This window comes from Paenibacillus sp. FSL K6-0276, from assembly GCF_037977235.1.
GTDB lineage: Bacteria > Bacillota > Bacilli > Paenibacillales > Paenibacillaceae > Paenibacillus_AQ.
Genome location: NZ_CP150276.1, coordinates 4013938 through 4038762 on the forward strand (window position 1 = coordinate 4013938; position 24825 = coordinate 4038762).

Below are 24825 nucleotides of genomic sequence, written 5' to 3' on the forward strand. Positions count from 1 at the left end.
TGGGGAGGGTCTAAATTGAATGGATCTACAAACATAGAAGCTGACTCGATAAAAAAATCCAGAGTAGTTTCTAACACTTTTATGCGATTACTGAAACTTGGAAAACCCTATTTAGGTTGGTACCTGATACTGTGTTTCTTAGCAGCCGTCGTTTCCCTTGCAACAGTAGGGATAGCCGAATCTTTACGGCGTATAATCAACGCTGCTACTACTCAGAACATGTCCTTTTTGATGTCTGGTGCCATCTTTGCTCTAGTAATCGTTATTGTAGATGCTCTAGCCAGCTTCTTACTGACTTACTTATCAGGTGTACTTGAGTTCAAGTCGACCTCCAAGCTTCAGGTATCAATTCTAGCTAGGTTATTAAACGTACAGATGAAAGATTTAGACCGTTATCATTCAGCAGATCTCATTAGTCGTATCAATGATTCTGCCCCTGCTGCTCAGCAAGGTATCAATCAGAAGACCATCGAACTATTCAGTAATCTGTTGCAAATTACATTTCTCCTAACTTATCTGCTCTCACTTCAATATGCCTTAACATTGGGAACTATTTTGATTTGCTCGCTAGTTCCACTCGTGATGATTCCCTTCACATCCCGCCTACGCTCCATGCACGAGCAAAGACAGCAAATTGAAACCGCTCAACAAATGTTTATTCAAGATACGGTACAGGGTGCCGAGGTTGTGCGTGCCTTCTCCCTTGCTCCCAAGCTTCATAATCAATTCACACAACGTGTTAAGCAATATTTCAACATTCATCTACCAGTCTCACGATTGGAAGCTGTGGGCTATAATATGCCCTTTGCCGTTATCCTTGGTGGATTGCTGTATGTTCTCTCCTATGGCGGATATCTAGTTATCCAAGGGAGATTGGATGTGGGTGCAGTGGCGGCATTTCTTATTTGTTTCGAGCAAATTACAAATCCTGTATCAAAGTTAGCTAATCTTTGGACTGAATTACAAGCCTCACTGGCGCAAGGTAAGCGGTTGTTTGAGGTCCTTGATTTACAAGAAGAAGACGAAAGCCGTGAATGTAATAGGGATGATTCTCATCAAGAAATGCCGATGAATAACAACCAAGCAATCAGTGGCTTATACCCTATCACCTTTGAGAATGTAGGTTTTCATTATAGTAATAATCGTGTATTAACTAACGTCAATCTAACCATAGAACCAGGTAAAGTAACCGCATTTGCCGGTCCTAGCGGCAGTGGAAAAAGCACCCTCCTTCAATTAATACTCGCAACCTATGAACCTAATGAAGGGGTCATCCAATCTGGTGAGTTGCCGTTAAGCAGCATCCCCCTTCGGGCTTGGCGTAATCATTTGGCTTATGTATCTCAAGAGCCTTATCTTTTCACTGGAACCCTATATGAAAATATTGCATGGGGAAGACCTGACGCAACCTATGAAGAAATTATTAAAGCGGCAAAAAGTGCGGGGATCCACGAATTTATAATGAGAACCCCACTTCAATATCAGACTTCCATTGGGGAACGAGGCCATACCTTATCTGGCGGCGAAAGGCAGCGGCTATCTATTGCCAGAGCGTTTGTTCGAGCGCCTAAGCTTCTCCTTCTTGATGAACCCACAGCTGCACTTGATAGCCATAATGAGGAGATTGTCGATCAGGCCCTGCAAGAACTCATGCATGATCGCACAACGGTTGTTATCGCGCATAGACTATCTACCATCAGAAATGCAGATCACATTTATTATATGGAAGCGGGTTCTATTGTTGAAGCTGGGACTCATCTGGAGTTAATGACTTTACAAGGACAGTATTACAATATGGTTGAGACATCAATGAAGAAGGCTGATATTTCTACTCTGGTCAGGGAGGAAGGGATATGAATGAGATGGAATCCAAGAATCTTAAACTGGGGTATGCTCTGCGTCGATTAATCTCTTATGCTAGCCCTTATCGAATTGGATTTATTGTGGCTGTACTCCTGCTCTCTGCTAAGCTTGTAATGGATATAGGATTTGCAGCCATTCAGCAAGTGTTTATTGATACGATCAACAACGCCAATATGGATGCATTAACACGCGTAACAGTAATCTGTGCCATTGCTTGTGTCATCATTATCTGCTGTCTTATGCTGCAGCATTACTTCCGCTTCGTTTTGCAGAGTCGGATGGCTTGGGATATTCGTGCGAAACTATTTGACAAAAGTCACCGAATTCCATTCCGTTACCTTCAGTCCATGCATTCAGGTGATTTGACTTCGCGTAACACTAAGGATGCAGGGATGGCCATGGGGATGATAAACAGCATTGTATACGATTTAGGCTATAATCTTCTTCTGTGTTTCATTTCCTTTCTATATTTGGCTAAAATGGATGTCTGGATCGCACTGTTAGCTCTTGGATCGGGCCCCCTTGTTTTTCTTTCCGGACGTTTCTTTGATCGCAGATTACGTAAATTGTCTACTCAAATATATGCAAAAGAGGCGGAATTACGAGGAATTTTACAAGAAACGCTTCAAGGAATGAAGGTCATCAGAGCCTTTTCGCTTGAAGAAACTCTCTTAAAAAAATATGCGTTAGAACGTGAGAAGTTAAGAAGAATGCAGCTGCGAAGATCACTTCTAAATGGTCTCTTATGGCAATCTTCCGCCTTTATCAACAATCTAGTTATGGTGACATGCGCCGCTTTAATTGCGTTATCAGCTCTAAGTGGCGGAACATCAGCAGGTGAAGTTCTCGCTTTTATTATTCTGATGGGTAGGGTCCAATGGCCCTTTGTCCATATGTCTCAAACATGGGGAGGTGTGCAGGAAGCTTTAGGTGCGGCTGATCGCGTATTCGCTATACTCGATGCACCTGATGAAGGGGCTAATCATCCTTTACCAGAATCCAGCTCTTCACCATTAGCTTCTGAAGAGGTTGCTGCATTACAAATAGAGGATCTCTACTACAACTATTCGGGTAAAACGGATAATGAATCCTCATTATTTACAGGGCTTAATATTCATATACAACATGGAGAAACTATCGCTGTTGTCGGGCCAAGCGGGTCAGGGAAGACAACGCTCGTTCGATTATGTAATGGACTTTATGAGCCTACGGTAGGAAGCATCTCGGTTTATGGAAAGTCTGTTCATGATCAGCTTGAAGAAGCACGAGCAATGATTACCTATGTTCCCCAAACCCCTTATTTGTTCTCAGGAACTATACGAGACAATATCGCCTTCAGTTCTAGTTCAGCTAGCGAAGAAGATATCCGAGAGGCCGCTCGCCTCGCAGGTGCAGAGGAGTTTATTACGAAAATGCCTAATGGTTATGACACTGTCCTAGGTGAACATGGATCGACTTTATCTGGTGGACAAAGACAACGCATAGCCATTGCCAGAGCTTTTCTTCGTGATGCTCCACTCCTTCTTCTAGATGAAGCCACTTCCGCACTCGATAACGAATCTGAGCGAATGATTCAGCAATCTCTTGATTTGTTAATGAAGAATCGAACAACATTGGTTATTGCACATAGACTATCCACCATACGAGAAGCATCTAGAATTATCGTATTAGATCAGGGTTCCATCGTTGAGGAAGGTACTCATGATTCTTTATTAGAAATGAATGGGCTTTACTCACAATTATATAACATTCAATTTAAATCATCAGAAGCAGAAGACATAAGTCAAAATGAGTTGCTTCAATTACATTCACATCTATGATCTCAGTTCAGCTCATACATCTTAATACATTAATTAAGGTTTATGGGCTGGATTGGTGTATAAATTATACTCTTCTTTTAATTGTTTCATAACAAGCGTAATAAACGACTGAATATAGCTTTCCTGAAGTTCCTTCTTTCTGTAGCCCATCCATATCGAATGCTTGGAAACTACATTTTCTACTGCAACATTAGCTAACGTCCCCTGATCAAGGTAAGGCTTTGCTAACAAAGAGGATACAAAACTAATCCCATAACCCGCAATCACGGCTTGAATAACTTCATTCACTCCATTAAATTGAAGCTCGATCTTCGGCTGTTGTACCTTTCTTTCTTCACACAATTGAACAAGTCTCTCTCTGGCTGCACTGCCTTCTTCTCTCATAATAAATGCTTCAGATACAACTTCCTCAAATCTAACCTGCTGCTTGGCAAAAGGGTGATTAGAAGCAACCACGAACAAATACTCGTCCTTGTATAACTCCCTATGTTCGAATACACCTGTATTATGCGAAGGGAACTCCATATCACTGTAAATCGCCACGTCTGTTTCAAAGTTATTTAATTGTTCCATGACTTCATGAGAATTAGTAGTAGTGATCTGAATTTTAACTTCCGGAAAAGATTGTTTGAATAATGACGCCCACCTGGGAATGAGTATACTTGTGGCCAGATAATTACCTGCGATCCGAATATGACCCTCGGGAAATTTGTGATAATCCTCTATGATCTGCTGAACTTGTTCACCCATGGCAAATAACTTCTCAAGAGGTTCGATCAATCTTTTTCCAATAGGTGTGAGCACCATCCTCTTCCCTTTGACCTCTAATAATAAAATATTATTCTCCCGTTCAAACTTGCGGATCTGCGCGGATATAGCCGGTTGACTGATGTGCAAACGTTCAGAGGCTTTGGTCACACTACCGGTTATCGCAACGTAGTAAAACAATTTTAATACATGATAGTTCATCCTGATTTCTTCCTAACTATATAAAATAAAATCATTATTTAACGGACCTTCGGCTTTCTTACTATAACTATACATTATGGATATTAACTATTATATATTGTTTATTTATAATTATTTATCTTATACTTACAACTATTCAAAAGGGAGGTTTCGTTAATGAAAGAGACAGTATTATTTTTAACCCGTCACGGGCAGACCGAATGGAATTTACAGAAAAGAATGCAAGGACATCAAAATTCAGCGTTAACAACCTTGGGCGAACAGCAAGCGGAATGGTTGAGAGATCGTTTGGAAGGCGAAAATTTAGGAGCCATTTATTCTAGTACTAGTCCAAGAGCATTGCATACTGCGCAGATTTTACGAGGAAGTCGGAGTTTATCGATTCAACAGCAAGCTTCTTTAATGGAAATTAACATGGGCATTTGGGAAGGAATGAACACAGATCAGATTGAACAAGAATATCCTTTACAGTTCTCACATTTTTTCACTAGACCTGATCTTTTTATTCCTCTAGCCTCAGGTGAGACCTATAGTCAGCTTGAACAAAGAGTAACGCCGACTCTTGAGCGTATCATTAACGATAACGAAGGACTTGAGGTGCTTATTGTCACACATCGGATGACTCTGAAAGTCATTATGGCTCATTTTCTCAATAAATCATTGCAGGAATTAGGAGAACTACCGGATATTCTCTCCACAGCATTATGTAAAGTTACTCTAACTGATAACCATACAACCATCGATCTGTATGGCGATACATCACATTATCAATGAATCAGTCTCAAAAATAAAAAGGCAACTCCGATTTAAACGGGGTTACCTTTTTAGACTTCAACTTTAAATCTCTACACTTTTGATTGTAAAGCTACGGACCTTCATCCATTTTCCTGAAATGAATTCATCAATCGTTTTCGTCTTCGGTCTAACGCAAAAACGATGTTTGCTCCCTTTATCAAATCCCACCGCTTCAAAAATGAGACCGTCACCTATTTGCTCCTTAAAGAACACTTGCTTCAATCCCAATCTATTTAACATTTCAAGCTTTACACTCTCAATATACGTGCGTGAATACTCCTTAGACATATGTGTTCCTCCTAGTAGTGGTAGTAATATTATAAGATCAATATTTAGAAAATCAACCAAAGATCACATAATCATTATCCACAACCATCTAAACCGGGATACATCTCACCACCGCAAAAAGAAAGAAGCCCTCCCATAGTCTATGGATTGGCTTCTACTCTACGAGAAGATTACGTAATTATTTAACTTCTGTTGTTCCAGTCACTTTTCCATCAATACCTGCGGATGCTTTCAGATCTTCGCTTGCGAAGTAGAGGTTACCATCTATAGTTGCGGATTCATGCAGGTTAAATCCTTTCGCTTCTACAAACACGTCGCCTTTGATCGTTCCGCCTTGAACTCTCAGATTCTCACTTTGTACGGTTAACTTAGGTACGGTAAGTGTGTAGTTGGCAGTGATCTTATGATCCGCGTCTTGCGCATAAAGGGCAAGCTTACGGTAGATGTCACCATCTGCGGCGCCTTTATCATGAAATTCTCCAGCTACAACAACCTCTTCAGCAATCGTTACGTCATTTAGAATCGCAACAATCCAGTTTCCATCTTTGCTAACAGCCTTAGTAAATGCATCTGCTTGATTCACAATCGAGGCTGTAGTGACTGCATCTGTCTGCTCAGTAGCTGGAGCTGAAGTTGCTGCCGAATTGGTTGCTTTATCCTCATTTGCACCACAACCAGCCAATACTGCTACCGAAACCCCTGCCACTAAAATCATTTTAAATAGTTTCATTTCGATTCCCCCTAATTTTGATTATGAATTAATTATATATTAAAATTCTTAATAATTAAGTGAATGATTTCACAAATTTGTGTCAGTATATAAAGCGATTTCACAGAGATCAATATCTTCTTGATAAAAAGTCAATCGTTGACTCTTCTCAAGTGTTAATGATAATATTTGGAAATAAATATCTCAGCAAGGGAGAAGTTTACTGGTGAAAAAGACTACAATGAAGGACATCGCGCTACGGGCCAATGTCTCCGTTGCAACTGTGAGCTATGTTCTGAACCGCGTCGATAACCAAACCATTCCTGAGAAGACCCGCAATCAAATTCTGCTGCTTGCTGAAGAGCTTCATTACATTCCTAATCTAGCAGCCCGTTCGCTAGCCAATAAAAAAACGGGATTGATAGGCGTACTTGTCAATAATTCTGCCCATATGCCACATTGGAAGCTCTATGCCCAGTTCACATTTATTCGTGCTTTGGAACAGCGTTTAACAGATGCTGGATATCATACGCTATTATACTCTCTTGATACTGACCATCCTTCTATGGATATCATCGTCGAAAGAAAACTCGAAGCCGTCTTTCTGATCGATGTCCGTGATGATTCCTTCTATTCGATTTCTAAGCATTTTGTAGAAGGTATTCCCTTGATTTTGATCGACAGCATGATTGAAGATAAGCTCTTTAAGCAAGTCCTTTACAATTATCGTTTAGCTCTACAAAAGGTAATGCCGGAGGATCTTTCACAGGTATGTTTAATTATGGAGAGCTTCAATAACTCCCTGCTCACTCACTTTATCCAAGACAGTCTTCCTTTACCTGAAAAAGCAATATTCAAAATTCAAAATCTGGAGGAATTGAATACAATCTTATCGGAGGGGATCTACAAAGAAGCCATAGTTATTAATGAGTTTATCGGAAGTTATGTTGAAAAGTCCGGGGTATTTGCACGGCTTTCTGTTCTTTGTACCTGTAATTGCCCAGAAATGCTTGGAGAAGACGTTAAGAAATTCATATTCACAGGGGATAAAGCAACCACCGCTTTTAAACTGATGCACGAGTTATTACACCGTCCTGACTACTCCGAACAAGAGAATAATCGTTATTTTGTTAATTAATTTTTTTTCGATATTCACTTAAGCGTTTAAGTTGAGAGGAGAGTAATCCATGCCAGATCCTGCTTTAGTAAAATATGCATCCACCGCCGTTCAATCCAATCCAACCCTTTGGAGAAACCGGAGATTTATGCTGCTACTCAGCTCCTATTCCATTTCTTTGTTTGGAAATACATTTCACAATATTGCTTTAAGTTTATGGGTACTTCAGACGACCGGAAGCGCTAAAATGATTGCCATTATCACAATAATCAATTTACTGCTCAGTTCTTTGCTCGGATCGATAGGAGGTACACTTGCAGACAGGATCAATCGCAGAACAATCATGTTGATCACAGATTTGATAAGCTTCGGTCTAGTAGTTACGCTTGCTTTGGCCATTTCCTTGGCTTCGACATCATTCATTATCGTGGCCATACTGACGGGACTTACGACAGTCTCAGCCTTATTCCAGTCCCCTGCTTATCAAGCTTCTATTACCACTGTTGTTGGCAAAGAACATGTGCAAAAAGCGGTCGGGATTCTGAACTTGTCGGAGAACATCTGTCGGACTATTGGGTTTTCGGCTGGAGGTATTTTTGTAGCGAGTTTTGGAGCGGCTGATGCCATCTTATTTGATGGGTCTACATTTTTTGTTTCCTTTCTACTGGTTCTTGCCGTTCGCTCCCTTCCGCTGCCAAACCGAGTAAATACCGCACCTAAGGAAGAAAGAAAATTTACGCAGGATCTTGCTGATGGAGTTCGTTATATTTGGAGATACCCCTTCGCCCGAGCGATTATCATTATGCTCCCCACGCTCACTTTGTTCTTTATGCCTTCACTGATGCTAACGCAAGTTATGGCCGTCAAAGTATGGAATTCTAGTCCCTTTCAGTTTGGACTCATGGAAGCCTGTATTCCACTTGGTTATATGATTGGTTCCAGCATGATATTGTTTCTCGGCTCCAAATTAAAGAACCGCGGCTTCCTTATCATGACTGGACTGCTATGTCTGGGTCCCATGTACCTCCTGTTATCGTTCGTCACTACTGCTGCGTTAGCCATTCCCATCATTCTTCTAATTGGCTTTATGTTCTCATTCTGTACATTGCTGATTAATACCATCCTTAGACTGGAAGTTTCGGAGGATATACAGGGTAGAGTCTTTGGTGTACTAGGCTCCATTATGAGTGTAGCCCCCTCACTTGGTCTTACAGCCGTCTCATTCCTATCCGATCACTTCAGTCCAGCCCCTGTCATGGGTTCCATCGGAGTCCTTCTACTACTGTTTGCTTTATCAACCTTGACCAAGTTAAAGGTGATTCGTAACTACAAGTAATTTTAGAACTTGGCCTTTATCGCCCGCTGTTCTTAATAACACGTCTATGATGAAGCTTTATTAGTAAGAGAGCAAACACTACTATCATTATAAAGAATCCCAACACACCAGTTAGAAACGGAAATAAGAGTGGGAAGATAACGCTGGGATAACCTTTTGTTATATCCGAGTAGTAACCCATACCCATAAGTGATGTACCAGAGACCCGATAAGCTTGACACCTAGATGATTATCACTTCTTTGAGCATAACTCAGCACCTTTTCTTCTATGCTTTCATCATGTGACCGTGATTATTTTCCATTTTCTCTTTTCCATCGGCTGACTATCATCTGTCAGTCTTTGGACTATACTTATTTCTCACAATATCTCCAGGTGGGACATTTTCATCTGCATCCCATAGGGTCAATTCTGCTTTCCTGCCTGTATTTTCTTCTTGAATTTTAATATTCTTATCAACAACCGTTAGTTCTTGAACGTTTAAAGTGTTATAACCCTTTTCAGCATGGGTTATCTCATAACGCTGATTAATTTGATCTGAAATAATATACTCACGGATATAGTTGAATAATGGGCTAATAGAAATCGCTAACAAGAAAATTGAAATCGTCGATAAATAAATTAATTTTTTCATAAATAATCCTTGTGAGCAATCGTCAACTTGAAATCTTGTCTTGAGCCACCTTCAGTGCCATCCGGCAAACCATCCTGCAAAGGAACAAAACCAAACTTCTGATAAAATCTTCTAGCAGGTTGACCCTCTGGATGATCCTCACCAAATGTAGTAACGAATATCTCTGCTGGGGTTTCGATACTTTGGAGAATATGGTTAAAAAGGGCTGTCGCGACTCCTTTATTTCTTTCTTGCTTTGAAACTGATAGCCACCCTCTTATATCCTCCATAGTAGCGTTTACTACATTCATGATTAAGCCCTCCTTTAGCGAATTGGATAAGATCATCTTAAAGATCACTTAACCATAGTAAACATTTAGGAATAAAATCAGCATAGTCATTTATAGCAGTTATTGTTCTTATTACTTCACGAGTTCCAAGTTCTCGCTCCGTATCATCCGTACTCTCTAGTCCAAGTGACCGTCTGATATTATAAGCTAACCATTCTAGCTTCCCACGAAAACCATAGTTGAGCACATCGGACCAGTTAGCATAAATCTCGCCACCATGATCGCGGTATGCATTAATAAGCGTACAGAAAGCATCTTTGCTTTCACTTGCCGATTCAGAACTTGACCAATACAGGGCTACGTCAATCAGCTCTTGGGTTGGATGGATAGGTCCTGCTGCTTCCCAGTCAATAATAATGGGTATGTGATGCTCATCCCATAATACATTTTTTTGATCTAAGTCCCTATGGCTGATCACCATATGATTCAATAATTGTTCCGCTGAAGAATCTACAAGTTGTTCCCAATGATTTATTTGGTTCAGGTTATCGAATAGCAAACTAGACCATCCCAAACCATCCTGCTTTGCTTTTAGAGCATACTCATTCCAACAAACAGTGGATGCATTTACTGCCTCAAGATTTTCAATAGGATGATCAAGAAGTGTAGAGAAATCGATCTTATGAATTTTCGCAAGGATTTCCCCAATCTTTTTGCAACACTCTATATCAATTTCATCGGATGGCAAAGACTTACCTTCGACCCATGGAAACAATAAATAGAATTGACCCTCAACTTCATGCATAAATCGATCATTGGATACGATGGCCGGTACTGCATTTATTCCATTTTGATAAGCCATATTCGCAACTTTTTCAGAAAGAGTATAGTTGTACAAGGCTGTATCCCGTTGCATGATTTGAGGATTTAGAGTTTTCACTGCATATAACGCTTTGTCCGTTTGTAGACGATACATTCTGTGTAGAAGACCGCCTGTTACCTGTTCAGGTTCATTTTTCAAATGACCTAACTCGTATTTTGCACATAGCGTTTCAAAATATAAGTTATAATTCAGATTTTCCATGTTATGTATCCCTTTCCGGATGGAGTAAAAACATATAGAGTATATCTCTATAGAGCTGAGTCGTAAACTAAAGAAGCAATTGCTTTTATCCGGATGTTCCAGGTAAGCAATTGCTTTTTTGATACGGGTATATTAGCAATTATCGAGGTTGTTTAGCAGGCGTTTCATCTGTTCTATGCCTTCGCATTGAGTGGTAATGATTGCATACAGAATAGGTTTTAGCGCTGGGCAGATATTGAACTGAAGGACGTTATTTGACATTCGCACAGCGCCCTCGTGATGGGGAATCATCTCTCGCACAAAATTAGCATTCACTCCATTAGTTACAGTTGCGGACCATACTTTTGGTTTGTGCTGAAATGATATTTGTAGCGATACTCTGCAGTTCAAGATTCGTCGTGTACTTAAGTATATTCCTAGACATTTCAATGGCTGCGCGATGATGAGGAATCATCTGCTGAATAAAGGTATCTGAGATGCTACACGAGAGAGGTACACTTGTCATCCTTCTAATCATGGTTTTTAGAATAGTATAGTAAGCATTCAGGTAAGCTTGTGTCACGTTGCTTAGTTTATAGTTTCTATCCATAAGATTAAACGCTCCTTTCTGGATAGTGTATGCGAAGGCGAAGTATTATGGGTATGCTCCTAGATCATTCAGACTCCAATTTCCTTGACATGAATAAAAGCCTGAATCCTGAGGATGCCCAAAGGAATAGAGTTACCTCAATTTATCTATTAAAGCAACCTGCTCTTTTTGCAACTTTCCAGGAGACCTTTGGATAATCCTCACTAATGTAGTAACGGATAACCTATCAAGCATACTTTGTATTCAATTTTGATCTTAACGCCCTCACTCCTTCTTGTACTTCACATAATCTGTAGAAGAATTAACCTGTTAGAAGGAGGTTATCAGGGCCATGAAATCGTTAGGGCAATATCACGACATCATCAGTATTGGCTCTTCCTGCCAAACCTCCTATCAGCTCCGGCGCATGAAGCTTCGTAAGGAGGCCGGTCCTTTCGACTGGTTCATCTCCGAATCCGTTCCCGGACTTGTAAAGTTATTTAATAATAAGTTTCAGTATTACATGGACTTCGACCAAGTTCAATTGATCGGCAAGGCGCATCAGCATTACATTGTAAGAGATACCCACTACAACATCGACTCCTATCATGATTTCTCGTTTATCCAGCCTGAAAGCCTATGGAATCAGGAATATGCTGCGTTTAAACAAAAAATAGAACGTAGAGCTCAGCGGTTTTTAGACACACTCGCCCAAAGTCCATCTATTGTGCTGGTGCGGACTCAATTAACGAAGGAAGCGGCGCTTCAACTGCTCCAAGCCGTCAAACCTTGGATTGGGACATCCGACTATGTCTTGCTTGCCGTCAACAATCATGAAGATTGGTCAAGAACGGATGTAGTCAGTGAGGAATGGGGGCTGGAGCACCTCAAGGCGGTTAGAATTCCAAGAGGCGAGGATTGGCGGGGAGCGGATGGCGCGTGGGAGCAATTGTTTGACAGACCCTGGTAACAATCAAAGTACATTGACAATGGTTATATATCCATATCAAATTCTCCATAGTTGCGTATGATAAAGTTACAGACCTAACGGCTCTAGGTCACGAAATGAAATAAGGAGGCGGCCCTATGACTGATATTATCGTTCTAAGAGGCTCTTATAACAATCTAGTCGGAGGCATACTAGTTACAAGCATTTCAAATAATGGAATCACGACTGAAGAAGATTTATACGGGAAAGATATTGCATCCTGCATATCTTATTTGCTTGAAGAGGGGCTTACTCTAGAGTTTCAGTCTGCAGACTCCAATGGGTATACGGTGATGTTTAATCGTACGGAACCGGTTCCCCAAAACCCAATCATCACCATACTTCAGAGCCGTATCGACACAGTGGTTACTCTTATAACGGATGCCGGTTCCGTCACCGGAATTCTGATTATGCTCGGAACAGATGTTGCCCAACTTCTAGAAGAATCGGGGGACATCATCTTAGTCCCGATTGCTCAAATTAATGGCGTTATTTAAAGTTAGAAAGGAGCTTACGATATGACTTTTGAGCAGTTGTTGGCAACCTATCTCGGCCGTACCGTCGAGGTTTTTTTGAGTAATGAATTTTTCACCGGACAATTGATCTTTGTAGGGAATGGTTTCTTCACCCTGTCAGAGACACAAGGGTATTATGCGCCGGTGGAAATGAACCTTGTGACTACTCAGGTGAATTATGTCCGTATTCTTATGTAAGTTCTGATAAGGGGAGCCACAGGCTCCCCTTATCCTTTTCTATGCCTGGAGTTTTCTAGCCATTTCTTCCAATCCCCATATGAGTAGGTATGGCGCCGTGTAATACTAGAGGGATGAAGCCTCCTATGATATAGAGCCGTAGGAACATAAGCGATCGGAAAGGTATTCAGCAATCTTACGATCATCTCGAAATCCTCATACAGTCTACCTCCGGAAGGGTCTTCTGTGTACCAACCTCCGATCCGGAGCAAAGTCTCTTTTCGATAAAATCGGGGGGCTAAAGGCACAGCATGTTCCAAGAGTCGCTGCCCGTCAATGGTAGACAATGAACGGCGCAGACCTTTAAAACGAAGTTCTCCGCTTCTCAGTTCGACCCATTCATAATAGTCGCTGTACCAGAGAGCCGTTTCCCCTGCATCCCCCCCAGCAACTGTCATCATTAACTCCAGGCATTCCGGCACAAGCCAATCATCTGCATCAAGCTCCATAATCCAGCGCCCATGCGCCTCTTGCAGCCCGCGGTTAAGGCTGTGCGCCTTCCCCTGATTGGTCTCATTGCGAATATAGTGGATCCGTGAATCGGGCATGAATACCGTGAGCAAGGCGGCAGTAGCATCCGATGAGGCGTCATCCACAATGATCAGTTCCCAAGCCGAATATGTCTGAGCAAGCACGCTCCTGACGGCCCATGGAATATAGTTCTCCTCGTTGTATGCACATAGTAGAATACTAATGTCTGGTCCTCCCAGGGAAAGTGCCGGTGCAGATGTAGCTGAGGTAAGAATGGGGACGATAAATTTGCGTTCAACGTCCGGCTTACCAAGTCTAGCCATAATTCTCTTCGGAAGCATAAAGCCCGTCGCGGCTACCGTCGTCCCGGACCATCCAACGTCTGTGGCTTGAGCTTGCTTATCAGTAACAAGCAGTTTCGGAAATGGAAGAAAGGCACGATTAGCAAATCCCTTGGTTAACCCCTCCCTGATACACCCCCTTTTCCAGAGCACCGGTGTGGAATGATGATCGACCTCGAAGACGGAAGGTCCTGCTTCAGATACGGAGAAGATGATCCATCCCAAGGTTTCCAGTTGCAGGCTTTGTAAAGCCCGTTCTACTTCACTACGAAAAGCCGGGAGGAGTTTTGTACCGGCACGCACAGTCAGCAAATAAGGATATGGTAAGTTATCTATCCAAGCTTGGATACCCTCTCTGCACTTTTCATCGGCGGTATACACATTGGCTGCTGGGAATATAGAGTACACGCTGGAAGCAGTCAGATCTGCTTCCCATTTCCGTTCATCTGAGAAAATAAGCACATTCATAGTTCTCCCCCCCAATGCTACTTACATGGGCTTCTAAAAATAGTTCTACATCCTATGAGTATTCTTTTGGCTTGGTGCAGAATGCAGTATTCCATCATAAGATAGGAAGTGCATTCTATATTAATTGAAAGAAAGGATGTGTTTTGATGGCCATTTTTATATATCCTCCCACGATTGACTGGTCGTGGATGAAACAACGTCCGCAACAACTGATGAAATACCTGGCTCGTGCCGGGCATACGGTTTATTACTGTAATAAAACGCAGGAAGAAGCCCCCCCTGAGGAAATTTCACCCGGTCTTTATCTCGTAAAGCATCATGAGCGATGGCTGAAAGCTGAGTGGCCGGACATCCAAAAAAGAAAGTCGGCACCAGTAATAGTCTGGTGCACGCTTCCCCAGTTGTCCTTATCATTACAAGCTTATCAATCAGATAAAATTATTTATGACTGTGTGGATGAATTTCCGCAGTGGGCCCCGTACGAAAGGAACATGGCCGCTACCGCTGATGCTATCATATGTACCTCGGAACGATTGTTCCGTCGGATAACCAGGCAATACCCAGATAAGAAGCTCGCTTTGATCCGCAATGCGTATGATACTGACATGAGGCTTCACCTTCCAGGTGAGCCGGATGATCAGCAAATGCCTGAAGATTTTCCAACCGTTCCTACATTAGGATATATCGGAGCATGGGCTCCCTGGATTGATTCGAAGCTCGTGACACGACTGGCAAGAGAACAAAGTGAAGCTAGAGTCATCATCATTGGACCGGAATTTGGTCGTAAATTTCTTCCTTCCCGAGCTGGTCTACATTTTCCTGGCATGAAACCGCACCATCAGTTGCCAAGCTACCTGCGCCTGTTGGATGTATGTCTTATCCCTTTCCTTCTTAACACGGTAACCCTTGCCACTAACCCCATTAAGGCGTATGAGTACTTGGCAGCCGGCAAACCGGTGATAAGTACCGGCTTGCCGGAATGCCAACTCATGCAGCCCTTTGTAGATGTTGCGTCAAGCCCGGAAAATTTTCTGAAGCTTGTAGCCTCGCGTCTCAGAGATCCGGGAGACTGTGAAGCACGGCGTAAATTTGCTTTACAGAACACCTGGACACACAGAGTAAAGGAAATTGAAGCTTTCGTGTTCTAGCTAGATTCTGTGAAGTTGTTCCTTCAGCAATCGAAGCTGTTCCGTTCCTTCCACTTCCTTTTGCCGAATCAGGGGCAGAATTCTGCTTACATCCTTTTTCCCTTCCTTCAGCAGCTTCTGCATTCGATCCGAAATGTCCTGAAACGGCGCTTCGTAGTCCATGGTGTATGGTTCAAGATTAAGTGATTGGAATAAGCTCCTAACCTTTCCCATCTTGCTTAGGCACAACACGGGAATCCCTCCACGTAACGCCACCAAAGCCGGATGCAGCTTGAATGAGATTAGGTAATCTACCGATTGGATGTATTGATATGTCATGTTTAAATCCGTCATGACATTTGCAATAAAGATTTCTGCTAAGGGGTTGTCGGCCAACAATTCCTCCTGGATCCGGGAACAAACGGGTGAATCGTTGTAAGGATTACCCATATGATGTACTACAGGAATAAGGACAAGGTGATATTCCTCACGAGACAAATCTGCCAGCAGCTTAAGCATCGTTTTCATTGGAAAATCTTCATATGAAAACACACAAACTCCGATAACCTCTCGGTCTGTGGAGAAGCGGAAAGGGTAATGAGGTTCTTTGTAGCTGAATGCTATATCAGGTACAACTTTAACCATAGAGTGGAACTGATACTTTTCAGCAATCTCCGCAGACCACTTATCCCTCAAGTAGAGTCCTTGGGTTTGCTGTAGACGCTCTCTGTACTGCTGCACTTCTTCTACCGGCCATGTCTCCTCTGGGTAGAAATCAACGAACCCTACACCATACACCCATGTGGGTAGGTCGGAGAGAGCGGGCGGGAAGTAATAGTTATTGTAATGGTAAGGGGTAACTAAATCGCCACCACCAATAATCACTGCATCCACCTGGCTTATATCAACCTGCGGCGTGTAGGGAAATACTTGATCCTCCAGAAATTGTCCTGACAGGGTTTGAAGAAACAGTTCATCACCGAAATTACCGTACCCGTAATAACCACACACACAAATATTCAAGGGGGTTGCCTCCTTACGACTGAGATATTAGTGTCAATCTAGGCTTTTGAATGCCGATCAGCTGCGGTTGCAATGTACTAAGATGAAAGCTTACAAGAGATCCAGCCTGCAGAATGGAGGTCACCTCGACTGATATCGTACTGCTGACATAGTCCGAGTATTTGCAAACTGAACAAGGCGTACTGGAAGGCTTATTGCGGAACGTCAGCTGCCGGGGGTCCCATGTTATGCTGCTGATTCCCACTTGAACGATAATATCCATTGTGGCTGCATGCTGAGCAGAACACTCAAATTCCAGATATGCTCTTTCAAAAATCGGCAAAGTTACGCCAGATTCTATCTGCAAAAAGCATTGGTATTCTCCCCTAGGCAGCTTACCAATCATGGGATAATCATCTACGAGTACTCGTGTCTCATAATAGGAATTTACCGTGCCGTGCACGAGAGGAATTAGGCTGGACACGTAGCCCTTCGCCATGGCATCCAACAACCCCGACAACTTCGCCGGAGCAGGAGATGGAGAAATAATGTCGGGACTATGTTGTTTCAGCATGGCATAAATTTGTGCAAACCGCTGCTCCCAACTGAAAGCTCTGGCGAACTGGGATAAACTGAACCGCTCCTCCTTGGAGCTTTCCAGGGCAGAGCGGACACTTTCAATGAATTCGTCGTGGTTGTCAGCAACGCTCACGAACGCCTGAAGCTTGCGTACTTCCGGAAGGTTTGTCGAAACCACTTGTTTTCCCGCTGCCAGATATTCATATACCTTAATGGGATTAGTACTCTCCGTGATACGATTGATGCGGAACGGAATGATACATACGTCCAAGTAAGATAGGATTTGAGGTAGCTCATCATAATTCCGGTAACCGAGATTAAATACGTTTGACCCTAACTGGTCACCGTCCGCACGCAACTTCGGACCGACAATGATGACTTGAGAGTTGGGAAATGCACTTGCTACCTTCCGTATTAGCTCCTCATCTACCCAAGGGGCCCAGGCACCTATATATCCGATCTTAAATTCAGCAGTTGGTGAAAGTGGATGAAGCGACTGGGTTTCCATCGACACTGCAGCGGAGAAATGGTTCCAATCACAGCCGTTCCGAATCATAGTTATGGGCTTGCCTGGGGCCTGTTGCTGCATTTTTTGCTGCAAGTGGTCCGCCGTACAGACGATCATATCAGCCAAATGAACCCAATTTTTCTCATCCGTCTCCCAATCCGGGAAATCATCAACACAGTCGTAGACGATCGTGTCCGGCTGAAAGTGGGAGGCAATCCCCAGCATTTTACTCCAAGAGGACCAATAAAGCTTCTTCTCACCGTTCAGAAGGGGAAATAAAACCTGCATGAAGAATTCAAAATGGTTAACCACATATAAATTGGGTGCCGCTTTATACAAGACAGGTCCTTCCTTATTTTGCTTGTTAAAATAAAGGACAGGGAAACCGTGGCTTGCGAACATGCTCATTATATGCTGCGGCCGCTGTTTCATATATTCCCAGTCTATAGTTGGCGGATAGATAACAATCGCCATGAGTTAGCTTCACCTTCTAGTCCTATATTTTGTAATTTAGACTTGCATCCAATCTATTATAGTAAGCACGGAGCGATTTAGTTATAGACAAAGTCATCATCTTTGACCGACTGATGGCATTAGCCTTTATTTCAAAATATGGATGATTGACCATGCCAACTCTTAAAAAACTGAGTAAGATACACTGATCATTCTAGGAGGTGCCTATATATTGATAAAGAAAACGAGTCGCCCCAGGAAAAAGCATCTCGTGAAAAAGAGAAAACAGATTATTATCCGTAAATGTACACGCCGCAGTAGATCAATCATTCATTTCCCTTCTTGCAAGCGGCCGAAAATCAATGTTGCCACTCCGAATGTGGAGCTGACCCAGCCCTCTCCCATTGTGATTCCGGCTCCGGTCGTCAATGTTCCAACGTCCCCGCCACCTCACATTCATGTGGCCGCACCTAATGTAGAGCTGACCCAGCCGTCTCCTATCGTGATTCCAGCTCCAGTCGTCAATGTTCCAGCATGCCTACCGCCTCACATTCATGTGGCCGCACCTAATGTAGAGTTAACCCAGCCGTCTCCTATCGTAATTCCAGCTCCAATCGTCAATGTTCCAGCATGCCCGCCGCCTCACATTCATGTGGCCGCACCCAATGTAGAGCTGACCCAGCCGTCCCCCATCGTGATTCCGGCTCCGATCGTCAATGTGACTACACCGGAAAGTTCGTGTGAGACAGAACTTCGGTCGAACCTGCTGCGGTTTGTCGGTGATGTTATCGAGGTTATTGATTCAGGGGGATCAAGCGCTAACGGCAATCCGCCAAACCAGATCGGTGTTCTGGAATCGGTAGGGCATGGCACTTTCGTTATTCGTCCTACTGTCGGCAACCCCGAAGCAGCTCAAGTCGTCTTTTATTCGATTCGACATATCACCGGATTCCGACCAAATGTTACTGTCCCTGCCCGGAACCGATAGGCTAACGCCCACAGAAAAGAGCTACCTTGAACTGTGATCCACAAGAAAGATACTTTGCAAAAAGTGACTTTCTTGTGGGTCTTTTGTGTTTTAATCAGAGTCACTTCACTCTGATTAGGTCATGCATTATACGCATCCTGAAACTCAGATCCAAATCCAACAGACAGGGTTTCAACAATCCATATCCGCAAAGGGAACTGCTGGGACAATACTTCGATGGACTCATTCTTTTGGCACATGAAAGATGTGTTACGGAGTATATCACCAACTACAACTCCGAGCGATATCAGAGGACATTAAAAAAGATGACTCCTTCAGAAGTCATCTCATTGCCGGCTTGGTCTCCGGGGTCTTTCTTTTAAACTGTCCACAAAGCGGGTCACAGTTCCCCCCTTTAGGGGAGGCAATAGCTTTTTATTATCAATTCATTTCTTGAATTTCTAATATCTGATCAATCTTCTCTTTTGCCCCTTCCCAGGAGGTCAATAGTGGAAAGGCATGTTGTTCACGGGCTCTCAAATTCCATGGATGTGGAATGCAGAGCACCTTCCTTCCGTCCTGCATTGCAGGAACTAGGTTGTGAACCCCGTCATCGATCAGAAGATCATAATTAATAAGATTCTTTCGCTTGCAAGAGAAAAAATTTTCAAAGGGAATAAACGGCATATGCTTCTGTAGCCAGTTCCATTTTTCAACAACTGCCTTGGGCTGGGCTGCCGTAACGATAATAACATCATAAGCGTTGTGTAGCTTCTCCATTTCTCCTACAACATGCTCGTCGAACAATTCAAGTTCCTCATATAGACCAGGTCGCCCATAGAATACATCTTGTGTACAATCCGGATGACGTAAATGATCCGTATTCCAATCAAGCATCTCCTCGTACTTCAGCAAATGCGTGGGGAAATCGTTGTTGTTATGGTATATAGCTCGTTTGACTAGATGGCATATCGTGTCATCCATATCAACTGCAATTATTGGCTTTCTCATCTGTGTCCCCCATAAGTTTTTTTATATCATGATTTAAGTATACACACTCAAATTACTGTTAACGCCTTGAGTTAGTTAAATTTCTGGTTAATATTTTTTAAAAGTCTCTACGCATTTTTGACAGATACAGGCTTTACCTCTTAGTTCTATAGGTACCCGTTCTTGTAGTTCTGTAGGAATTTCCGTATGAAAACACCAACAGTCACCACTGTCAGCACCACAATGATTTAATTCTTTACATATGGGACAATACCGTTGTTCATCATGTTTATTCCTCATATCCAAAGCTTCTACTCCCCTTAGATTACTAACCTATTTCGCATCTTCGTCATTTACTTTTCTTTGAAATTTAAATTATTTATTATTAGTATAATGGAAAACAAAATTAATAAAACATATCCAACTAATGACAAAAAATCAGTAATTAAAACAAACAACTCACCAAATACACTTCCTCCATAACCACCTCTGAACATTCCAAGTTTAGCGTCATCCCTCCTATAGATCTCTGCAATTCCGGAACATCTACTCTATTCGCGCTTGTGAACTCGTTATTCTTGCATTAAGATAGTGAAACATTAGGGGTACCTATAGAGTGTTCTATGGAACTCAAACAGGAGGAGATATGAACAGATGAAAGTTAAACATCATGGCTTTCTAGATACCATACATACTGACCTTCTTGCCATCAAGGAACTTGTATATAACCCTTGCAAATTCAATTGCTCTCCACCTATTCTTGAGCCACAAAATGAAGAATATGGAGCTTATGTATTTAACTTAAACGCACTATCTATTAGATTTCGTGTGGCAAAAATCACGCCGACAAAGGTCGGACAGTTTGTGACGTTATGGGAGAGAAGTGGAGATGGCCCCATCCAACCCTATGACGTATCAGATCAAGTTGATTACTACGTGATAAGTACACGAAAAGAGAATCACTTTGGCCAATTTATATTTCCAAAAGCTGTCCTAGGAGATCGTGATGTACTGTCCGACAGAGGTGAAGGTGGGAAAAGAGCAATGCGAGTCTACCCACCTTGGGATAGTCCTACGAGTACACAAGCTCAAAAAACACAAAAATGGCAGTCTGAATATTTCTTAGAGATACCAATAAATAAGCCTGTAGATTTCCTTCGCGCGCAAATGCTTTACGGTTTCCCCGTTAATCCCCTATGATCACCGCTTCTGGATATTTAATTATAAGAGCGGCTTGGTGATTTCATTCCTCTTGCTGGTCAGCAGAAGGCAGAATCAATCGTGCCTTCTCTTCCCCTTCTTTTTGTCCCTTCATCAATTTATCCCCCTAATTGGTTGACATGCACAGCATCAGGAAATAAAATATAAACAAACATATGAACAATCATTCATATGTATTAGTGAGGAGGAAATTACTATGAGCAATCTAAAAAATATCCTATCCTTGATTCTTTTCTCCATTTTCCTTATTTCTTACCTTTTGAAGCTCGTTATACTATACAAGAAGAACCATATTAATGGAAACGTATTAGCTAAAGGAAAAAAGCTATCTAAGATCCATTTTACCGAGCTATTCGTTAAGACTACTACTTTTTTATGGGGTGCAACATGGTTTGCGTTTTCCTTAGCAGAGTCTTTCATAGTTACACTAATAGGCGAACAGTTTGATAATCCCGTGATTCACTTTATCGGCGTTGGTGTAGTGGCCCTCGGATGTTCCATTTTCATTCAAGCAATGATTGCCATGCGCACTTCATGGAGAGTTGGGATTGATAAGACTACTGTAACAAAACTCATCACGCACAGTATATATAAATATAGTAGAAACGCCGCATTTATCGGCTTTGATCTCATGTTTCTGGGATTGTATCTTATGTATCCAAATATATTAACACTTATTATATTCATTCTTAACATTGTCGCCATTCATTTACTTATTCTACAGGAAGAGCAGCACTTAAAGTCCGTATTCGGAGATGAATATATTCAATATTGTAATAATACACCTAGATATATTTTATTTTGAAACCTTACCTACTGCAAATCAGAAAATTCAAAAGCACGCTACACTTTACATTTTTTACAAGTTCAGAAAACATTCTCTTAATGTAATTACTATAGTATGAGGTTGTAAACATACATTAGGAGGGAAATTATGAAATCACCGAAAAAGTACGTCGTTAAAACGGCAATTGTAGCGACTGCGGCAACTGCTCTCTTCGTTTCAAACGTAGTCACTACGCAATCACCTAATCATGCCAATGCAGCTTCATCAAACACACGAAATGTGATTCTGTTTGTCGGTGACGGTATGGGAACTGCCCAACGCAATGCCATCCGCCTGGCTACAGTAGGTGAAAAAGGAAATCTAGCTATGGATTCTATGCCATATGCTGGACTAATTCATACAAGCTCCACTGTCCCTGTTACGGATTCAGCTGCTTCAGCCACAGCTTATGCCAGTGGGCTCAAGACTTATAATGGAGCCATCGGAATGAATGCAGATAAAAAGTCCGTCCAAACCATTATGGAATATGCAAAATCAGCAGGTAAATCTACAGGTGTTGTAACTACCAGTCAAATTACTGACGCTACAGGCGCCGCTTTCGGTGCTCACGTTGAAGATCGCTCCAAACAAAGTGACATCGCTCTGCAACTTCTGACCAAGAGTAAAGTTGACGTTCTTCTCGGCGGAGGCGAAGATTTCTGGTATCCGGTAGGAAATCCCGGTACATTCGCAGATGAGCCTGCTGAAGATCCTTCAGAGAAGAGTAAAGGTACGCAAGGCAATCTTGTAGACAAAGCTAAACAGCTTGGATACACCTATGTAACGAACAAAGCAGATATGCAAAAAGCAAAAGACGGCAAGCTTCTTGGGCTATTTGCAAACGAGGAAATGTTCCAGCAAAAACCAGAGGGTGAAGGAGATATCTACAACCCGGTTGTATCCCTGCCTGAAATGACGAAAAAAGCGATAGACACGCTTGCAGCAAATAAAAAGGGATTTTTCCTAATGGTTGAAGAAGAAGGTACTGACGAATTTGCACACCAAAACAATGCCAAAATGACGATTAAAGCGGGGCAAGAATTGGATAAGTCCGTACAGGTTGCAAGAGATTTCGCTAAAAAGAATCCTGATACCCTTGTCTTAGTTCTCGCCGATCATGAAACTGGTGGTTTCTCTATTGAAGCCGTAGACGCTGAAGATGAATCAGGTGACGGCATTTCCAAAGAAGATGGTCCGTTTGCCATCGCTAACTCCAAGCAGAATTTCGTTGTAGACTGGACGACTTCAGGTCATACAGCAGTGGATATTCCTATTACAGCCATGGGCAAAAACGCTCAGTTGTTTACTGGAGTATACGAAAATACTGAAGTATTCACTAAGGTCATGCAAGCCATGGGCTTTAAAGTGACAAAATAACTTCGAACGGAACGCGTGACTAGCCAGAAATTTCTGGTTAGTCTTTTTTATTTAAAATTCATAAAAGTGTTATGTAGTAAATGTTCTCAATCAATTATCTAAAAACACTCATTTTGAGTATCGGCAGCCCCATAAATGCGGCATATCGTTCAGCAGCTTTAAACACCGCCTCTTCAGCATCTCCAAGCTCTCCAAAAGGATGAATGACTATCTCAATTCCTTTTTTCTTAAACGTACGTTTCCATGTACCTACAACTTGGCCACCTACGACAATCATCGGCAGGAAAATACCGTTGTTCCCAGGGACAATCAAAGGAGCCGTTTCAGGCTCAAGTACAGCACTCCGGTCTTTATAACCAAGAATATACTCATCAAAACCCGGAAGTAAATAGACACCCGAATCTTCATCCGTTGGAGCTAGTCGATGGCTAGACATCCAAAACTCGCTGCCAGCTATGTACTCCGATTGAAGTTCCTTTTTCGCAGATTCTAGCCCTCGTCTGGCATCTGTAAGTGTTATGCCTGCCCACCAAGCGAAGTCCTGAACGGTCGCCAATCCACGAGCTGTAAAATACCGCAAAGCGAGTTCTTGCAACGATCTTTCGTAAGATAGCTCTCGATAATCTGGCACCCACTCCTCTAACAACACTATCGTTTGCTGCTTACCATTCATCGGTCCGAAACAAATTAACCCTTGGTAAGCACTATTCCACAGCATGTGATAACCGCGTTGATTCCCAGTGTAGATGCCTTCCTCTTCTATTAGCTGAAGTAGAACAGAACGATCCATCTGCTTCCCGCCCTTTAATGCATCTACTATAATTTCTCTACAGCGCTCCAGTGTTTGATCATCTAGTCCAAGCTCTGCCATTCGCCGCTTCGTTTGTGCCACTAAACGTGGTGCAGATAGCTGAAGCATCCACTTCACATCTTCTGCTGGGACGAAATGAAGCGTACCTCGCAGCGTCCAAGTAAGAATAATCTTACGGTCTGCGATAGCACGCTCTATATCAGCTAAATTCGTAGATGGAGAACGTAACCCGATAGCCCAAACCGCCTGCATATAGTCTTGCGCTTGTATAGCACCCAATTCCTCTACGACTTGTTCTGGCTTATTTAGCCTGGAACCTGCGATCCTCTGATTATATAGACGGTGATTAGCAATCATATTCTTCATCACATTTTCCTCCTTTAAAAAGAACCCTATCAAACAAATATGTACTTGTACTATAATACCATCCGCTAACACAAGCAAAAACGCCTTTGGCGTCCTATAAGGACGGTAAGCGTTTATGCGAGAAATAT

The 24825-nt window shown here is 42.4% G+C and carries 28 protein-coding genes; 14 read left to right on the forward strand and 14 right to left on the reverse strand.

What is annotated here, in order from left to right:
* Positions 1-15 precede the first annotated feature (15 nt).
* A complete protein-coding gene (locus MHH52_RS18900) occupies positions 16-1857 on the forward strand; it encodes an ABC transporter ATP-binding protein (RefSeq protein WP_340004011.1) in 1842 nt (613 codons plus the stop codon).
* Positions 1854-3683, forward strand: a complete 1830-nt coding sequence (locus tag MHH52_RS18905) for an ABC transporter ATP-binding protein (RefSeq protein WP_340004012.1) — start codon at positions 1854-1856, stop codon at positions 3681-3683. Before MHH52_RS18900 ends, MHH52_RS18905 begins: the two co-directional genes overlap by 4 nt.
* A 33-nt stretch (positions 3684-3716) precedes the next feature.
* Here the strand turns inward: MHH52_RS18905 and MHH52_RS18910 are convergent, their stop codons facing one another.
* A complete protein-coding gene (locus tag MHH52_RS18910; RefSeq protein ID WP_340004013.1) occupies positions 3717-4652 on the reverse strand; it encodes a LysR family transcriptional regulator in 936 nt (311 codons plus the stop codon).
* A 156-nt stretch (positions 4653-4808) separates the two neighbouring features.
* Between MHH52_RS18910 and MHH52_RS18915 the strand changes: the two genes are divergently transcribed.
* The gene (locus tag MHH52_RS18915; RefSeq protein WP_340004014.1) at positions 4809-5426 is read left to right on the forward strand and encodes a histidine phosphatase family protein; all 618 of its coding nucleotides are present in this window, start codon (positions 4809-4811) and stop codon (positions 5424-5426) included.
* A 63-nt stretch (positions 5427-5489) separates the two neighbouring features.
* Here MHH52_RS18915 and MHH52_RS18920 read toward each other — a convergent pair whose 3' ends face one another.
* Together MHH52_RS18920 and MHH52_RS18925 are read right to left on the reverse strand one after the other, a co-directional pair.
* Complete coding sequence (locus MHH52_RS18920; protein ID WP_042189863.1) at positions 5490-5735, reverse strand: hypothetical protein; 246 nt, start codon at positions 5733-5735, stop codon at positions 5490-5492.
* A gap of 178 nt (positions 5736-5913) precedes the next feature.
* Entirely contained in the window at positions 5914-6465 is a 552-nt protein-coding gene (locus MHH52_RS18925; protein WP_340004015.1) for a hypothetical protein, read from the reverse strand.
* Positions 6466-6670: 205 nt separating this feature from the next.
* Between MHH52_RS18925 and MHH52_RS18930 the strand changes: the two genes are divergently transcribed.
* The gene (locus MHH52_RS18930; RefSeq protein WP_340004016.1) at positions 6671-7582 is read left to right on the forward strand and encodes a LacI family DNA-binding transcriptional regulator; all 912 of its coding nucleotides are present in this window, start codon (positions 6671-6673) and stop codon (positions 7580-7582) included.
* A gap of 49 nt (positions 7583-7631) precedes the next feature.
* Positions 7632-8897: an MFS transporter gene (locus tag MHH52_RS18935; RefSeq protein ID WP_340004017.1), complete on the forward strand. Its 1266-nt coding sequence runs from the start codon at positions 7632-7634 to the stop codon at positions 8895-8897.
* A gap of 326 nt (positions 8898-9223) precedes the next feature.
* Here MHH52_RS18935 and MHH52_RS18940 read toward each other — a convergent pair whose 3' ends face one another.
* The 5 genes from MHH52_RS18940 to MHH52_RS18960 all read right to left on the reverse strand — a co-directional run bounded on the left by MHH52_RS18940 (position 9224) and on the right by MHH52_RS18960 (position 11471).
* Positions 9224-9529, reverse strand: a complete 306-nt coding sequence (locus MHH52_RS18940) for a hypothetical protein (protein WP_340004018.1) — start codon at positions 9527-9529, stop codon at positions 9224-9226.
* Entirely contained in the window at positions 9526-9819 is a 294-nt protein-coding gene (locus tag MHH52_RS18945) for a GNAT family N-acetyltransferase (protein ID WP_340004019.1), read from the reverse strand. The genes MHH52_RS18940 and MHH52_RS18945 overlap by 4 nt, the downstream gene beginning before the upstream one ends.
* 37 nt (positions 9820-9856) lie before the next feature.
* Positions 9857-10882, reverse strand: coding sequence for an aminoglycoside phosphotransferase family protein (locus MHH52_RS18950; RefSeq protein WP_340004020.1), 1026 nt, complete (start codon positions 10880-10882; stop codon positions 9857-9859).
* A 132-nt stretch (positions 10883-11014) separates the two neighbouring features.
* Complete coding sequence (locus MHH52_RS18955) at positions 11015-11173, reverse strand: DUF305 domain-containing protein (RefSeq protein ID WP_340009735.1); 159 nt, start codon at positions 11171-11173, stop codon at positions 11015-11017.
* A 28-nt stretch (positions 11174-11201) separates the two neighbouring features.
* Positions 11202-11471, reverse strand: coding sequence for a DUF305 domain-containing protein (locus tag MHH52_RS18960; RefSeq protein WP_340004021.1), 270 nt, complete (start codon positions 11469-11471; stop codon positions 11202-11204).
* A gap of 331 nt (positions 11472-11802) precedes the next feature.
* Here MHH52_RS18960 and MHH52_RS18965 point away from each other — a divergent pair, with 331 nt between their 5' ends.
* From MHH52_RS18965 to MHH52_RS18975, 3 genes are all read left to right on the forward strand, one after another.
* Positions 11803-12420 carry a DUF1796 family putative cysteine peptidase gene (locus MHH52_RS18965; protein WP_340004022.1) on the forward strand — a complete coding sequence of 206 codons (618 nt, stop codon included), beginning with the start codon at positions 11803-11805 and terminating at the stop codon, positions 12418-12420.
* A 116-nt stretch (positions 12421-12536) separates the two neighbouring features.
* Complete coding sequence (locus tag MHH52_RS18970; protein WP_313640036.1) at positions 12537-12935, forward strand: hypothetical protein; 399 nt, start codon at positions 12537-12539, stop codon at positions 12933-12935.
* A 21-nt stretch (positions 12936-12956) separates the two neighbouring features.
* A complete protein-coding gene (locus MHH52_RS18975; RefSeq protein WP_313640035.1) occupies positions 12957-13151 on the forward strand; it encodes a hypothetical protein in 195 nt (64 codons plus the stop codon).
* A 29-nt stretch (positions 13152-13180) separates the two neighbouring features.
* Here the strand turns inward: MHH52_RS18975 and MHH52_RS18980 are convergent, their stop codons facing one another.
* Positions 13181-14470: a glycosyltransferase family 2 protein gene (locus MHH52_RS18980; RefSeq protein ID WP_340004023.1), complete on the reverse strand. Its 1290-nt coding sequence runs from the start codon at positions 14468-14470 to the stop codon at positions 13181-13183.
* A 146-nt stretch (positions 14471-14616) separates the two neighbouring features.
* Here MHH52_RS18980 and MHH52_RS18985 point away from each other — a divergent pair, with 146 nt between their 5' ends.
* Positions 14617-15618: a glycosyltransferase gene (locus MHH52_RS18985; RefSeq protein WP_340004024.1), complete on the forward strand. Its 1002-nt coding sequence runs from the start codon at positions 14617-14619 to the stop codon at positions 15616-15618.
* On the opposite strand, the gene MHH52_RS18990 is transcribed toward MHH52_RS18985, so the two are convergent.
* Positions 15619-16620: a polysaccharide pyruvyl transferase family protein gene (locus tag MHH52_RS18990; protein WP_340004025.1), complete on the reverse strand. Its 1002-nt coding sequence runs from the start codon at positions 16618-16620 to the stop codon at positions 15619-15621.
* Positions 16621-16633: 13 nt separating this feature from the next.
* Entirely contained in the window at positions 16634-18160 is a 1527-nt protein-coding gene (locus MHH52_RS18995) for a glycosyltransferase (protein ID WP_340004026.1), read from the reverse strand.
* A gap of 250 nt (positions 18161-18410) precedes the next feature.
* On the opposite strand from MHH52_RS18995, the gene MHH52_RS19000 reads away from it, so the two are divergent.
* Positions 18411-19127 (forward strand): hypothetical protein, encoded by a 717-nt coding sequence (locus tag MHH52_RS19000; protein ID WP_340004027.1) that lies wholly within the window; start codon positions 18411-18413, stop codon positions 19125-19127.
* A 74-nt stretch (positions 19128-19201) separates the two neighbouring features.
* Positions 19202-19489, forward strand: coding sequence for an IS3 family transposase (locus MHH52_RS19005; RefSeq protein ID WP_340004028.1), 288 nt, complete (start codon positions 19202-19204; stop codon positions 19487-19489).
* A 58-nt stretch (positions 19490-19547) separates the two neighbouring features.
* On the opposite strand, the gene MHH52_RS19010 is transcribed toward MHH52_RS19005, so the two are convergent.
* Together MHH52_RS19010 and MHH52_RS19015 are read right to left on the reverse strand one after the other, a co-directional pair.
* The gene (locus MHH52_RS19010; protein WP_340004029.1) at positions 19548-20117 is read right to left on the reverse strand and encodes a hypothetical protein; all 570 of its coding nucleotides are present in this window, start codon (positions 20115-20117) and stop codon (positions 19548-19550) included.
* An 87-nt stretch (positions 20118-20204) separates the two neighbouring features.
* Positions 20205-20396, reverse strand: coding sequence for a cysteine-rich CWC family protein (locus MHH52_RS19015; protein ID WP_340009737.1), 192 nt, complete (start codon positions 20394-20396; stop codon positions 20205-20207).
* A 354-nt stretch (positions 20397-20750) separates the two neighbouring features.
* On the opposite strand from MHH52_RS19015, the gene MHH52_RS19020 reads away from it, so the two are divergent.
* The 3 genes from MHH52_RS19020 (at position 20751) to MHH52_RS19030 (ending at position 23520) form a co-directional block, all read left to right on the forward strand.
* Positions 20751-21296: a MepB family protein gene (locus MHH52_RS19020; protein ID WP_340004030.1), complete on the forward strand. Its 546-nt coding sequence runs from the start codon at positions 20751-20753 to the stop codon at positions 21294-21296.
* A gap of 217 nt (positions 21297-21513) precedes the next feature.
* Entirely contained in the window at positions 21514-22122 is a 609-nt protein-coding gene (locus MHH52_RS19025; RefSeq protein WP_340004031.1) for an isoprenylcysteine carboxylmethyltransferase family protein, read from the forward strand.
* Between the two features lie 129 nt (positions 22123-22251).
* Positions 22252-23520 carry an alkaline phosphatase gene (locus MHH52_RS19030; RefSeq protein WP_340004032.1) on the forward strand — a complete coding sequence of 423 codons (1269 nt, stop codon included), beginning with the start codon at positions 22252-22254 and terminating at the stop codon, positions 23518-23520.
* A 94-nt stretch (positions 23521-23614) separates the two neighbouring features.
* Here MHH52_RS19030 and MHH52_RS19035 read toward each other — a convergent pair whose 3' ends face one another.
* Positions 23615-24697, reverse strand: a complete 1083-nt coding sequence (locus MHH52_RS19035) for a winged helix DNA-binding domain-containing protein (protein ID WP_340004033.1) — start codon at positions 24695-24697, stop codon at positions 23615-23617.
* Positions 24698-24825: the final 128 nt, after the last annotated feature.